This window comes from Streptococcus sp. NLN64 (genome assembly GCF_015831295.1).
Lineage (GTDB): Bacteria > Bacillota > Bacilli > Lactobacillales > Streptococcaceae > Streptococcus.
This window is the reverse complement of the sequence record NZ_JADXDQ010000050.1, coordinates 1-13,094: the sequence shown is the minus strand read 5'-3', so window position 1 is coordinate 13,094 and position 13,094 is coordinate 1. Positions and strand designations below refer to the sequence as shown.

Here is a 13,094-nt window from a genome sequence, read left to right as displayed (position 1 = left end):
GCTTGGATACGTTTATGAAAAGAAGCTAGTGATTTATCTTTTAGGGCTGTTTCTAATTCGTTAATGTGTTCTGGTGTAAAAATCATAATACTATTATATTTCAGATTTTGAAACTAATCAAGTATAAAAATTTTGTAAAAATTGTTGAGAATTTGTTCAACTTGTGGTAAAGTGTCTAATAAGGTTTGATAATCAAACCATTTAAGAATAAAAGGAAAGGGGTTTTATGGCATATTATGGAATTCTGATGGAAAAAACGGATGGGCTTGCAAGATTGACGCTAAACCGACCAGAAGTGGCAAATGGCTTTAACGTCCCCATGTGTGACAGTATCTTAGCAGCCTTAGCGGATGTCGCAAGCGATGAATCCTTGCGAGCGATGGTCATTCAGGCGGCTGGAAACGTTTTTTCTGTTGGTGGTGATTTGGTTCAAATGAAGGAAGCTGTCGATAAGAACGATATCGATTCCCTGGTTCGCATCGCAGAACAGGTAAACGAAATTTCCTTGGCCTTAAAAAAATTAGGGATTCCTGTTATCATGCTGGTGGACGGTCCGGTTGCCGGTGCAGCTTTTAACATGGTCTTGGCTTCAGATTTCTGTATTGCATCTGAAAAATCCAAGTTCATCCAAGCTTTTGTGGGAGTTGGTCTAGCCCCAGATGCAGGAGGCTTGTTTCTCTTAACCCGCTCTATTGGGATCAATCGAGCGACACAAATTACCATGACAGGAGAAGCAGTCTCTGCAGAGAAAGCTCTAGACTGGGGCTTTGTCTATAAAGTTTGTGAGAGTGAGAAAGTAATCAAAGTAGCCGATCAGCTTTTGAAAAAGCTAGCTCGGGGATCCAAAAATACCTACCGAGCCATCAAGAGCATGGTCTGGGAAAGTGAATTTTCCGCCTGGGAAAACTATGCCAAGTTAGAGTTATCCTTGCAGAAGGAATTAGCTTTTACGGAAGATTTCAAGGAGGGTGTGAGAGCTCATTCGGAGCGACGCCGCCCCAAATTTTTAGGCAAATAGTTTTAAAATCAAATTATTTCGCAACAAAACCTTGCAAGGTGTTTCGCTATCTGTTATAGTTTGATTATCAAAGTTTTAGCGACTTTGATAATCAAACACTTGCAGGAGGCCCATCATGGATTATCAACAAATCAATGACTACTTGGTTGATATTTTTAATAATGTTTTGATTATTGAGGAAAATAGTTTAAAAACGAGTCGTTTTAAGGACATATCCATTAAGGAAATGCACACCATTGATGAGATTGGTAAGAGACCTGATGTGACTCCAAGCGAGATTGCCCAAACCCTCATGGTGACTTTGGGGACTGTGACCACCAGTCTGAACAAGCTCGAGGCCAAGGGTTATATTGTGAGAACACGTTCTACCATTGATCGTCGTGTGGTTCATCTTGGCTTAACCAAGAAAGGACGATTGATTTACCGCTTGCATAGACGCTTCCATCGTGCCATGGTCACCAGTATTACCGACGGGATGGATCCAGCAGAGTTGGAAGTCATGCAACGGGGATTGGAAAAACTTCATCAATTCTTAGAGGAGCTTAAATAAATGGCTTTTGCAAAGATCAGTCACGTTGCTCACTATGTTCCTGAAAAAATTGTCACCAACGAAGATTTATCTAAAATCATGGATACTTCGGATGGATGGATTAGCAGTCGGACGGGCATTAGAAGTCGTCGGATTTCTACAGGGCAACAGACGAGTGACTTGGCGATTGAAGTAGCCCGAGACTTGTTGGCAAAGTCGGGTTATGCGGCGGAGGAGTTAGACTTTATCTTGGTCGCAACCATCACACCTGATTCGAATATGCCTTCAACCGCAGCGCGTGTGCAAGCTGCTCTTGGTGCGGTAAATGCCTTTGCTTTTGACCTAGCAGCAGCTTGTTCAGGATTTGTATTTGCCCTCGCAACCGCTGAGAAGTTCATCAAATCAGGAACCTCTCAGAAAGGTCTGGTCATTGGCGCTGAGGTATTTTCCAAGGCGCTTGATTGGACAGATCGCCGAACAGCAGTCCTCTTCGGTGATGGTGCCGGTGGTGTTTTGCTTGAACGGTCAGAGACAGAGCATTTTCTAGCGGAAAAACTCTATACGGACGGAAGTAAAACTGGTCTAGAGTCTGGCATGACGACTGTGGCTAATCCCTTTTACCAGGGAACAGATGTGAATCCTTACTTGCAGATGGATGGCCGCGCAATCTTTGACTTTACTATCAAGACGGTTTCCAAGAGTGTGAAGGCCATGATTGAGGTGTCAGGGGAACCTGATTATCTCCTCTTGCATCAAGCCAATATCCGCATTTTGGATATCATGGCTAAGAAAATTGGTCTTCCGCGAGAAAAGTTTTTGGCTAACATGCAGCACTATGGCAATACTTCGGCCGCCTCTATTCCTATTTTGCTTTCGGAAAATGTGGCTAATGGGACTATTCCTATAAATGGAAATCAGAGACTCTTGCTTTCAGGCTTTGGCGGTGGCCTGACGTGGGGAAATATCCTCGTTTTAATGTAATTATACTCATTCCATTTCAAAATCTGAATGTGTTAATCCTCTTCGCCGAACCCCTAGTTCTGCCTTCATCGGATTGATTGCAAGCGATGCTTGCTTCATTACCTATAAATTTTTATCCAATTCCTGGATTAAAATTCATTTCAGATTTCGAACTGTTTCGAGTTTTAAAAATTTTATTTATTTATTATTTATTTATTTATTTATTTATTTTAAAGGAGGAAAATCATGGCAGTATTTGAGAAAGTACAAGAAATTATTGTTGAAGAGCTTGGTAAAGAAGCAGAAGAAGTAACGTTGACAACAACATTTGACGAACTGGACGCAGATTCATTGGATGTCTTCCAAGTGATCTCAGAAATTGAAGATGCTTTTGATATCCAGATCGAAACGGAAGATGGTTTGAGCAATGTGGGTGATTTAGTAGCTTACGTTGAGGAAAAAACAAAATAGTTGAAACGAGGTTGTGAGGTATCCTCATTGAAAATCTTTGGTTGATTTTTGATGGGGATTGGATCCAACCTTTCTTCCTAAAAAATACTTTAATGATCAAAGTATTTTTTAAGAAGAAATCAGATAAGGTCGAGAAAATGAACACAAAAATTACAGAGTTGTTAGGGATTACCTACCCAGTTTTCCAAGGTGGAATGGCCTGGGTAGCGGATGGAGATTTAGCTGGAGCTGTATCCAATGCCGGTGGTCTAGGGATTATCGGTGGGGGGAACGCCCCTAAAGAGGTTGTTAAGGCAAATATCGATAAGGTCAAAGCGATGACGGATAAGCCTTTTGGTGTGAATATCATGCTCCTGTCTCCCTTTGCGGATGATATTGTAGATCTTGTGATTGAAGAAGGAGTTAAGGTGGTTACAACAGGTGCTGGAAATCCAGGAAAATACATGGACCGTTTTCACCAGGCGGGGATTAAGGTGATTCCTGTTGTTCCTTCCGTTGCCTTGGCCAAACGGATGGAAAAGCTAGGGGCTGACGCTGTGATAGCGGAAGGGATGGAAGCCGGAGGTCATATTGGTAAATTGACTACAATGACCTTGGTTCGCCAAGTTGTAGACGCAGTCACCATTCCTGTGATAGCTGCCGGAGGGATTGCGGATGGTCATGGAGCTGCGGCAGCCTTCATGCTTGGAGCAGAAGCCATTCAAGTTGGAACCCGTTTTGTGGTCGCAAAAGAATCCAACGCCCATCAGAATTTCAAAGATAAGGTCTTGAAGGCCAAGGATATTGATACGGTTGTTTCAGCATCCGTTGTGGGGCATTCGGTCCGCTCGCTAAAAAATAAACTGACCACCACTTACGCCAATGCGGAAAAAGAGTTCCTGGCAGGAACCCGTTCTGCTGATGAAATTGAAGAATTGGGGGCTGGTGCTCTCAGAAATGCAGTGGTGGATGGCGATGTTGTCAACGGTTCTGTGATGGCCGGTCAAATTGCAGGTCTGGTACGGAAGGAAGAAACCTGTCAAGATATTGTGGAAGATCTCGTGACAGGGGCTCGCGAGGTTATTTTAGAAGAGGCGAGACGCTGGGGAGAATAAGGAAACGAAGGATGTCAAAAAAAGGATTTCTATTTGCTGGTCAAGGGTCTCAGACTTTGGGGATGGCCAGTGATTTGTACGCGACTTATCCCATTGTCAAGGAGACATTTGATCGAGCCAGTCAGATTTTGGGTTACGATTTGCGGGCCTTGATTGACGAGGATGAGGTCAAGCTCCATCAAACCCGTTACACCCAACCGGCCATTCTGGTAACCTCCCTAGCCATTTATCGTCTATTGGCGGAGCATGGGATAAAACCGGATATTGTAGCCGGCTTATCTCTAGGAGAGTATTCGGCCTTGGTAGCTAGTGGTGCTTTGGCTTTTGAAGATGCGGTAGCTCTTGTAGCCAAGCGTGGAGAATACATGGAGACTGCAGCTCCAGTTGGTAGCGGAAAAATGGTTGCTGTTCTCAATGTCGATCCGGCTTTGATTGAAGAAGCTTGCCAAAAAGCTTCTGCTAAAGGGATTGTCAGTCCAGCCAACTACAATACACCAAATCAAATTGTGATTGGAGGGGAAGTGGCAGCTGTTGATGAGGCCGTTTCCTTCTTGAAAGAACAAGGTGTCAAACGCTTGATTCCCTTAAATGTTTCGGGCCCCTTTCATACGGCGCTCTTGAGACCGGCTTCTGAGAAATTAGCGCTGGAGCTGGAGCGGATTCCCTTTTCAGCCTTTAAGATTCCCTTGGTTGGGAATACAGAAGCCAAGATTATGGAGGCCGATCAGATTCGGAGTCTCTTGGCTCGCCAAGTTATGGAGCCGGTTCGTTTTTATGATTCGATTGCCGTGATGAAAGACTTTGGCCTTGATGAGGTCATTGAGATTGGCCCCGGTAAGGTTTTGTCCGGTTTTTTGAAAAAAATTGATAAGGGGCTTTCCACCACATCGGTTGAGGATAGGGAAAGTTTTGAAGCACTGCTCAAGGGGAAGGGAAACTAATGGAAATTCAAAAGAAAAATGTTTTGGTGACGGGTTCGACACGTGGGATTGGTTTAGCGATTGCACATAAATTTGCGAGTTTAGGAGCCAATGTTGTTTTAAATGGTCGGTCAGCCCTTTCAGAGGAGTTCCTGAATCCGTTTTTAGATTATGGTGTCAAAGTAGTGGCGATTTCTGGGGATGTCTCACAGGCAGCGGATGCAGAGCGGATGGTAGCGGAAGCGACAGAAGCTCTAGGCTCTGTAGATATTCTGGTTAATAATGCAGGAATCACCAATGATACCTTGCTCTTGAAAATGACGGAGGAAGACTTTGAATCCATTTTGAAAGTTAATCTAACCGGTAGTTTTAATATGACCAAGGCGGTCTTGAAGCCTATGATCAAGGCGCGTCAAGGGGCTATTATCAACCTGTCCTCAGTCGTGGGCTTGATGGGGAATGCTGGGCAGGCCAACTATGCGGCTTCCAAGGCTGGTTTGATTGGCTTCAGCAAGTCTGTCGCTCGTGAAGTGGCGGCGCGTGGTGTCCGGGTGAATGTGATTGCCCCTGGATTTATCGAATCCGATATGACGGATCAACTATCCGACAAGATGAAAACTGCGATGATGGCACAGATCCCGATGAAAGTCTTTGGTCAGCCAGAGCAGGTTGCCGATGTAGCTGTTTTCCTGGCCCAACAAGAGTATCTGACAGGTCAGGTGCTTGCGGTTGATGGCGGTTTAACGATGCAATAGAAGAGGTAGAAGATGACTAATAAGCGTGTGGTTGTAACAGGTTATGGTGTGACCTCCCCAATCGGAAATACACCTCAAGAATTTTGGACGAACCTTTATGAGGGGAAAATTGGGATTAAGCCCATTACAAAATTTGATATATCTGAGATTGCCGTGCGGAATGCTGGAGAGATTCAAGACTTTCCTTTTGATAAATATTTTGTAAAAAAAGATACCAATCGGATGGATCTGTACTCGCTCTATGCCATCTACGCTGCCATGGAAGCATTGGAAAATGCTGGTCTAGATATGCAGCAGGTGGATCGTGATCGGACGGGTGTCATTGTCTCCTCAGGGATTGGTGGTCTCCAGGAGTTGGAAGAACAAATTATCCGCATGAGTGAGCGTGGGATGAAGCGGATTAAGCCCATGTTTATCCCTAAGGCCTTGTCAAATATGGGAGCTGGGAATATTGCTCTCAAAATCGGGGCGCAGGGAGTGTGTAAGTCTGTCACAACAGCTTGTGCCTCCGCGAATGATGCGATTGGGGAAGCCTTCCGAGAAATCAAGTATGGTCATCAGGACGTGATTTTAGCCGGTGGTTCGGAAGCTTCTATTACCCGAATTGGGATTGGTGGTTTTAATGCTTTGACAGCTCTATCGACCACAGAGGATCCTGCTCGTTCGGCGATTCCTTTTGACAAAGATCGGAATGGTTTTGTCATGGGCGAAGGTGCGGGTGTGCTCGTCATCGAGAGTCTAGAACACGCGCAAAAACGAGGAGCTACCATCTTAGCTGAGATTGTTGGCTATGGTTCCAATTGTGATGCCTATCATATGACCACACCAACTCCAGATGGATCTGGCGCAGCCAAGGCCATCAAGCTTGCCTTAGCTGAAGCCAATATCCAGCCGTCGGATGTTGATTATGTCAATGCGCATGGGACCTCGACACCAGCCAATGAAAAAGGGGAAAGTCAGGCCATTGTCGCCGTTCTTGGAACAGAGGTTCCGGTGTCTTCGACCAAGTCCTTTACCGGCCATCTCTTGGGAGCAGCCGGTGCTGTTGAGGCTATCGCAACCATTGAAACGATGAGACATCGCTTTATTCCAAAGACAGCCGGGACACGAGAACTATCCGATGACATTCAAGCAAATGTCATTTATGGTCAAGGCTTGGAGGCAGAAGTGAACTATGCGATTTCAAATACATTTGGATTTGGGGGACATAATGCTGTCTTGGCCTTTAAGCGCTGGGAGGGATATGCATGAATATCAATGAAATTAAAGATTTGATGGCGCAATTTGATCGCTCCAGTCTCCGTGAATTTTCTTACAAAAACCACACGGATGAGCTGAGTTTTTCCAAAAATGAACAGGCTCCCCTAGCAGTAGTGGAGAAAAAAGATCCCGTACAAACTGGTCAGCCAGCTGTTCCAGAAACCTCACCTGCTCAAGCAGAAGTTCTGGAGGAATCCGTGGCTTCAGTTGAAGGTGAGCTGGTCGAAAGTCCGCTTGTTGGGGTAGCCTACTTGTCCCCGGCCCCAGATAAAGAAGCCTTTGTCTCCGTCGGAGACACGGTTAAAAAAGGACAGACCTTGCTGATCGTTGAGGCTATGAAAATTATGAATGAAATCCCGGCTCCCAAGGATGGTGTCGTGACGGAAATCTTAGTTGCAAATGAAGAAGTTGTCGAATTTGGAAAAGGATTGGTACGCATCAAATGATGGATCTGAATCAAATCAAAGAAGCACTGCCGCATCGTTACCCCTTTCTCTTAGTGGATCGGATTCTGGAAACCTCTGAAGATGAGATTGTTGCGCTCAAAAATGTCACCATCAACGAACCTTTTTTCCAAGGGCATTTTCCACAGTACCCAGTTATGCCAGGTGTTCTCATCATGGAAGCTTTAGCGCAAACAGCCGGTGTCTTGGAACTGTCTAAGGAAAAGAACAATGGCAAACTGGTTTTCTATGCAGGGATGGACAAGGTTCGCTTCAAAAAACAAGTGGTTCCCGGAGACCAGTTGGTCATGACGGCTAAATTTATCAAACGTCGTGGCACGATTGCGGTTGTGGAAGCCAAGGCAGAGGTTGATGGACAGCTGGCTGCTTCGGGGGTATTGACCTTTGCCATTGGTAGCTAAACCTTATTACTTTTCAAAATCTGACTTTGTCAAGCCTCCTTGATGAACGGATTGATTGCGTGTTTCTACGCCTTATTCGTAATATTCAACAGGTCTCCTAGACCTGTTGAACGATCATCATCGGATTTCCTCGTCTTTTTTTTGAAATGCTGCGAGTATTCTGATTTTGAAAATTGTTAAGTATAACACTCCACCAAAGGAGAAGAAAATGTTCAAGAAAATTTTAATTGCCAATCGTGGGGAAATTGCCGTGCGGATTATTCGGGCGGCGCGTGAGTTGGGGATTGCAACCGTTGCGATTTATTCTGAAGCAGACAAGGAAGCTCTCCATGTTGCCTTGGCGGATGAGGCTGTTTGTATTGGGCCTGCTAAATCGACAGAATCATATTTGGATAGGAACGCGGTCTTATCTGCAGCGATTGTAACCCAAGCAGAAGCCATTCACCCTGGATTTGGTTTTTTGAGTGAAAACTCAAAGTTCGCAACCATGTGCGAGGAGATGAATCTTACATTTATTGGTCCTGCTGGCCAAGTCATGGATAAGATGGGCGATAAAATCAATGCCCGCTCCGAAATGATAAAAGCCAAGGTTCCTGTTATCCCAGGATCTGATGGCGAAGTGTTCACTCCGGATGAGGCCTTGAAAATCGCAAATCGACTGGGCTATCCGGTCATGCTCAAGGCATCGGCCGGTGGTGGCGGGAAAGGGATTCGAAAAGTAAAGAGCCAAGAGGATTTGGCGTCTGCTTTTGAGTCTGCTTCTCAAGAAGCCAAAGCTGCCTTTGGCAATGGAGCCATGTATATCGAAAAAGTGATTTACCCAGCTCGCCATATCGAGGTCCAGATTTTAGGGGATTCTTTTGGCAATATCATTCACCTGGGAGAACGTGATTGTTCCCTCCAGCGGAATAACCAAAAGGTTTTAGAAGAAGCGCCATCGATTGCGATTGGAAAAACACTTCGGACCAAGATCGGTCAAGCAGCAGTACGGGCAGCCCGTGCCGTTAACTATGAAAATGCAGGAACCATTGAATTTCTCCTCGATGAGAAAAGCGGTGAGTTTTACTTTATGGAGATGAATACCCGTGTTCAAGTTGAGCATCCCGTAACTGAATTTGTGACCGGTGTCGACATCGTTAAAGAACAAATTCGTATCGCGGCTGGTCAAGAATTATCCTATAAGCAAGAAGATATTCAGATTACAGGTCATGCCATTGAGTGTCGGATCAATGCCGAAAATCCAAAATTCAATTTTGCACCCAGCCCCGGAAAAATCACAGATCTTTACCTACCGTCAGGCGGTGTCGGTTTGCGCGTGGATTCAGCGGTCTATCCAGGTTATACAATCCCACCCTATTATGACTCCATGATCGCCAAAGTCATCGTTCATGGTGAGAACCGTTTTGATGCACTTATGAAGATGCAACGGAGCCTCTATGAACTAGAGATTGAAGGGGTTGTCACCAATGTTGACTTCCAATTAGACCTCATTTCCGATGATCACGTGATTGCCGGTGATTACGATACCAGTTTTCTGATGGAACAATTTTTACCAGCCTATGCTGAAAAGGATTAGGGGGGAAGGACTTGCGTCCAGCCTCTTTTATTGATGCTCATTACATTTTAAAATCTGAATGTGTTAATCCTCTTCGCCGAACCTATTGATTGCGTGCTTTGCACACCTTATTGATAATATTCAACAGGTCTCCCAGATCTGTTGAACTATCTTCATCGGATTGGAGGCAAGCCAAGCTTGCTTAATTGCATATAAAGTTTAATCCAATTCCTGGATTAAACTTCGTTTCAGATTTCGAACTGTTTCGAGTATGAAAAATGAAAGAGAGGAAAGGAGAATACATGGGCCTATTTACTCGAAAAGAAAAATATATCCGCATCAATCCCAACCGTTCGGTTAGGCGGAAGGTGGAACGAGAGCTACCAGAAGTACCCGATGAACTCTTTGCCAAGTGTCCTGCCTGTAAATCGGCTATTTACCAAAAAGATTTAGGGTCTGCTAAGATTTGTCCAGCCTGCTCCTATCATTTTCGGATTTCAGCCCAGGAACGTTTAGCCCTCATGGTTGATGAAGGAACCTTTGAAGAGATGTTTACCGGTTTTGCAACAAAGGATCCTCTCAAGTTTCCCAACTATCGGGAAAAATTAGCAATTGTAAAGGAAAAAACAGGATTGGATGAGGCGGTGTTAACAGGTAGGGCCAAGATTCGAGGACAAGAAACTGCCCTTGCCATTATGGATTCCAACTTTATCATGGCCTCCATGGGCACGGTTGTCGGAGAAAAAATTACCTGTCTTTTTGAATATGCCATTCAGGAGAAACTGCCAGTGGTCATTTTTACCGCATCAGGAGGAGCCCGTATGCAGGAGGGAATTCTTTCGCTTATGCAGATGGCCAAAATTTCAGCAGCAGTAAAATGCCATTCCAATGCAGGATTATTCTATCTCACAGTCCTAACCGATCCAACAACCGGCGGTGTTACTGCATCCTTTGCCATGGAGGGGGATATTATTCTTGCGGAACCCCAAACCTTAATTGGTTTTGCAGGTCGCCGTGTGATTGAATCAACTGTGCGTGAAAATCTCCCTGACGATTTTCAAAAAGCGGAATTTCTTCAGGAACATGGCTTTGTGGATGCCATTGTCAAACGGACAGACTTACCAGCTACAGTTGGACAATTATTGAATTTTCATGGGGGAGTAAATGACCAGTAAGGTAGCACATATTTTAAAAGAAGCTCGGAATCAAGGACGGTTGACAGCTCTAGATTATGCCCAAGCGATTTTTGATGACTTTTTCGAATTACATGGAGACCGAAATTTCCGTGATGATACGGCAGTTATTGGGGGTATAGGAAAATTGGATGGACGAGCCGTAACGGTTGTCGGGATCCAAAAGGGAAAAAACTTCCATGATAATTTGAAGCGTAATTTTGGACAACCCCACCCAGAAGGTTATCGCAAGGCCCTCCGCCTGATGAAACAGGCAGAAAAATTTGGGCGTCCTGTTGTAACCTTCATCAATACCGCCGGTGCTTATCCGGGAAAAGGGGCTGAAGAACGTGGTCAAGGAGAAGCCATCGCCCGAAACCTTCTGGAGATGAGTGACCTGAAGGTGCCCATTATCGCCATTATCATCGGAGAAGGCGGATCGGGAGGAGCTTTGGCCCTTGCCCTTGCTGATCAAGTTTGGATGCTGGAAAACACAACCTATTCCATCTTGAGCCCTGAAGGCTTTGCTTCTATTTTGTGGAAGGATGGAAGTCGAGCCACGGAAGCCGCTGAACTGATGAAGATGACAGCAGCCGAATTAAAAAATCAGGGAATTATTGATAAGATCATCCCAGAACGTGGCTATTTTTCCCGTGAGATCGTCCAACAAATCAAGACCCATTTGATTGATGAGTTGGCTCACTTATCGGCCCTCCCAACAGAGCAACTACTGGAAGACCGTTACCAACGGTTTCGGAAGTATTGATAGAAGCAAAAAACGGACTTTCGCTCGAAAGTCCGTTTTAAAGGGGTTATAGTAAAGCCAAGATCACAAAGTTGAGAATAAAGAGTCCGGTTGCTCCCCAAAGGATTGGGTGAATTTCTTTAGCCTTACCAGTTGAAACTTTAACCAAGCAGTAGAAGATGAAGGCTGCAGCGATACCGTAAGAGATGGAGAAGCAGAGGGCCATAAAGAAGGCTGCGAAGAAGGCTGGAAGAGCATCTTCGAATTGGCTCCAGTCAACATCCAAGAAGGAGGACACCATCATCACCCCGACAATAATCAAGGCTGGAGCAGTAGCTGCTGCTGGGACGATTCCGATAAATGGAAGGAGGAATGTCGAAAGGAGGAAGCAGACTGCCGTTGAAACAGCCGTAAGACCTGTGCGTCCTCCAGCGGAGATACCGGCCGCAGATTCAACGAATGTCGTTGTGTTTGAAGTTCCGAAGAGGGCTCCAATGGATGTCCCGATGGCATCGGCAAAGAGGGCTCTATCCATTTTGGAACTGAAGCCAGTAGAGTTTTCAAGAGCTTCTTCATCTTCCGCAGAGAAAATGCCAGTCTTGCGACCAGTCCCAATAAAGGTCCCGAGAGTATCGAAGGTGTCTGACAAACTAAAGGCAAAAATGGTCATCAGAACCAAAGGCAAACGACTTGTGTCGGCAAAGAGAGAAGAAAGACCACCAAAAGCTGCTAAGAAGGTTGTTCCCAATTCTCCAAAGGCTGTCCCCAAATTATTGTTGACGAAATCAGTGGTCGATAAATCAACCACTCCAAACGGAATTCCCGCTAAGGTCGTTGCGACAATCCCGATGAGAATCGCACCACGTATATTTTTGATGACCAAAACAGCTGTTAAAAGCAGCCCAAACACAGTTAAGAGGACACTTGCATCAGTGAAAGTGGAAATAGAAGGAACAACTCCACCCCCTGCAAAAACAGAAGTGATACCATTGGCAAAGGTTTCGGAAGTCGCTTCAGCAGGAGCAACTCCGTTGACAGTGATAATGTCTGAAGCTGAAGTAAGGAAGGTAATGAGATTGGAATTTTTGAAACCAAGGTAGGCTACAAAGACCCCAATCCCTCCACCAATCGCATGTTGGAGACTGACCGGAATTGCCTTGATGATGCTTTTCCGAACCTTGGTAACAGTGATGAAAACGTTAAAAAGACCACAGAGGAATACCATGGCTAGGGCTTCCTGCCAAGTAAAGCCGAGACCAATCACGACTGTGTAGGTAAAGAAGGCATTGAGCCCCATTCCTGGTGCCAAGGCATAGGGGACATTGGCGAATAGTCCCATCACTAAGGTTGAAACGGCACTGGCAATTATTGTTGCCAAGAAAACTGCTTGGGTTGGCATTCCTGCCACACTAAGCACACTCGGATTGACAAACAAAATATAAGACATGGCAAAGAAAGTTGTAATCCCAGCCATGACCTCAGTTGATACGGTTGTACCGTATTCTTTTAAACTAAAAAACCGTTCCACGGGTTGTTTCTCCTTTATTTACGAATGATAGTATCATTCTAACAAAAGAATGTTCGATTTTCAAGAGTGTAAGTGATTGAAAATATTATTTTTATCCCGAATTATTCATACCCTGAATATCTTTGCGTAACTATCAAAAAAATCATCAGAAACAAGCAATAAACAATTGCAATTCTGATGATTTTTATGAACGATCAAGCTTTTCTATAAATAAAGATGGGT

The 13,094-nt window shown here is 44.8% G+C and carries 14 protein-coding genes; 13 read left to right on the top strand and 1 reads right to left on the bottom strand.

The window, feature by feature from the left end; all coding sequences use genetic code 11:
- Positions 1-226: 226 nt before the first annotated feature.
- The 13 genes from I2503_RS07430 (at position 227) to I2503_RS07370 (ending at position 11,365) form a co-directional block, all read left to right on the top strand.
- Positions 227-1,018 carry an enoyl-CoA hydratase gene (locus I2503_RS07430; protein WP_196967543.1) on the top strand — a complete coding sequence of 264 codons (792 nt, stop codon included), beginning with the start codon at positions 227-229 and terminating at the stop codon, positions 1,016-1,018.
- Positions 1,019-1,133: 115 nt separating this feature from the next.
- A complete protein-coding gene (locus tag I2503_RS07425; RefSeq protein WP_196092216.1) occupies positions 1,134-1,568 on the top strand; it encodes a MarR family transcriptional regulator in 435 nt (144 codons plus the stop codon).
- Entirely contained in the window at positions 1,569-2,528 is a 960-nt protein-coding gene (locus I2503_RS07420; RefSeq protein WP_196967542.1) for a beta-ketoacyl-ACP synthase III, read from the top strand. It abuts the gene before it with no gap.
- Positions 2,529-2,753: 225 nt separating this feature from the next.
- Entirely contained in the window at positions 2,754-2,978 is a 225-nt protein-coding gene (locus tag I2503_RS07415) for an acyl carrier protein (RefSeq protein WP_196092214.1), read from the top strand.
- 137 nt (positions 2,979-3,115) lie between these two features.
- Complete coding sequence (gene fabK / locus I2503_RS07410; protein WP_196967541.1) at positions 3,116-4,072, top strand: enoyl-[acyl-carrier-protein] reductase FabK; 957 nt, start codon at positions 3,116-3,118, stop codon at positions 4,070-4,072.
- 11 nt (positions 4,073-4,083) lie between these two features.
- On the top strand, positions 4,084-5,013 hold the full coding sequence (fabD, locus tag I2503_RS07405; RefSeq protein ID WP_196967540.1) for an ACP S-malonyltransferase: 930 nt from the start codon (positions 4,084-4,086) through the stop codon (positions 5,011-5,013).
- On the top strand, positions 5,013-5,747 hold the full coding sequence (fabG, locus tag I2503_RS07400) for a 3-oxoacyl-[acyl-carrier-protein] reductase (protein WP_196967539.1): 735 nt from the start codon (positions 5,013-5,015) through the stop codon (positions 5,745-5,747). The genes fabD and fabG overlap by 1 nt, the downstream gene beginning before the upstream one ends.
- A gap of 12 nt (positions 5,748-5,759) precedes the next feature.
- Positions 5,760-6,998, top strand: coding sequence for a beta-ketoacyl-ACP synthase II (fabF, locus tag I2503_RS07395; RefSeq protein WP_196967538.1), 1,239 nt, complete (start codon positions 5,760-5,762; stop codon positions 6,996-6,998).
- The gene (gene accB, locus I2503_RS07390) at positions 6,995-7,453 is read left to right on the top strand and encodes an acetyl-CoA carboxylase biotin carboxyl carrier protein (RefSeq protein ID WP_196967537.1); all 459 of its coding nucleotides are present in this window, start codon (positions 6,995-6,997) and stop codon (positions 7,451-7,453) included. The genes fabF and accB overlap by 4 nt, the downstream gene beginning before the upstream one ends.
- Positions 7,450-7,872, top strand: a complete 423-nt coding sequence (fabZ, locus tag I2503_RS07385; protein ID WP_196967536.1) for a 3-hydroxyacyl-ACP dehydratase FabZ — start codon at positions 7,450-7,452, stop codon at positions 7,870-7,872. The genes accB and fabZ overlap by 4 nt, the downstream gene beginning before the upstream one ends.
- Before the next feature lie 208 nt (positions 7,873-8,080).
- Positions 8,081-9,448: an acetyl-CoA carboxylase biotin carboxylase subunit gene (locus tag I2503_RS07380; RefSeq protein ID WP_196967535.1), complete on the top strand. Its 1,368-nt coding sequence runs from the start codon at positions 8,081-8,083 to the stop codon at positions 9,446-9,448.
- A 281-nt stretch (positions 9,449-9,729) separates the two neighbouring features.
- A complete protein-coding gene (accD, locus tag I2503_RS07375; RefSeq protein WP_196967534.1) occupies positions 9,730-10,602 on the top strand; it encodes an acetyl-CoA carboxylase, carboxyltransferase subunit beta in 873 nt (290 codons plus the stop codon).
- On the top strand, positions 10,592-11,365 hold the full coding sequence (locus I2503_RS07370; RefSeq protein ID WP_196967533.1) for an acetyl-CoA carboxylase carboxyl transferase subunit alpha: 774 nt from the start codon (positions 10,592-10,594) through the stop codon (positions 11,363-11,365). The genes accD and I2503_RS07370 overlap by 11 nt, the downstream gene beginning before the upstream one ends.
- A gap of 46 nt (positions 11,366-11,411) precedes the next feature.
- Here the strand turns inward: I2503_RS07370 and I2503_RS07365 are convergent, their stop codons facing one another.
- Positions 11,412-12,872, bottom strand: coding sequence for an NCS2 family permease (locus tag I2503_RS07365; protein WP_196967532.1), 1,461 nt, complete (start codon positions 12,870-12,872; stop codon positions 11,412-11,414).
- Positions 12,873-13,094 lie beyond the last annotated feature (222 nt).

What these genes read in the sequence shown, in the direction of transcription:
- accD (WP_196967534.1), top strand. Translation starts at nt 9,730, where the DNA reads ATGGGCCTATTTACTCGAAAAGAAAAATATATCCGCATCAATCCCAAC.
- I2503_RS07425 (WP_196092216.1), top strand. Translation starts at nt 1,134, where the DNA reads ATGGATTATCAACAAATCAATGACTACTTGGTTGATATTTTTAATAAT.
- fabK (WP_196967541.1), top strand. Translation starts at nt 3,116, where the DNA reads ATGAACACAAAAATTACAGAGTTGTTAGGGATTACCTACCCAGTTTTC.
- accB (WP_196967537.1), top strand. Translation starts at nt 6,995, where the DNA reads ATGAATATCAATGAAATTAAAGATTTGATGGCGCAATTTGATCGCTCC.
- fabD (WP_196967540.1), top strand. Translation starts at nt 4,084, where the DNA reads ATGTCAAAAAAAGGATTTCTATTTGCTGGTCAAGGGTCTCAGACTTTG.
- I2503_RS07415 (WP_196092214.1), top strand. Translation starts at nt 2,754, where the DNA reads ATGGCAGTATTTGAGAAAGTACAAGAAATTATTGTTGAAGAGCTTGGT.
- I2503_RS07430 (WP_196967543.1), top strand. Translation starts at nt 227, where the DNA reads ATGGCATATTATGGAATTCTGATGGAAAAAACGGATGGGCTTGCAAGA.
- fabF (WP_196967538.1), top strand. Translation starts at nt 5,760, where the DNA reads ATGACTAATAAGCGTGTGGTTGTAACAGGTTATGGTGTGACCTCCCCA.
- fabZ (WP_196967536.1), top strand. Translation starts at nt 7,450, where the DNA reads ATGATGGATCTGAATCAAATCAAAGAAGCACTGCCGCATCGTTACCCC.
- I2503_RS07370 (WP_196967533.1), top strand. Translation starts at nt 10,592, where the DNA reads ATGACCAGTAAGGTAGCACATATTTTAAAAGAAGCTCGGAATCAAGGA.
- I2503_RS07420 (WP_196967542.1), top strand. Translation starts at nt 1,569, where the DNA reads ATGGCTTTTGCAAAGATCAGTCACGTTGCTCACTATGTTCCTGAAAAA.
- fabG (WP_196967539.1), top strand. Translation starts at nt 5,013, where the DNA reads ATGGAAATTCAAAAGAAAAATGTTTTGGTGACGGGTTCGACACGTGGG.
- I2503_RS07380 (WP_196967535.1), top strand. Translation starts at nt 8,081, where the DNA reads ATGTTCAAGAAAATTTTAATTGCCAATCGTGGGGAAATTGCCGTGCGG.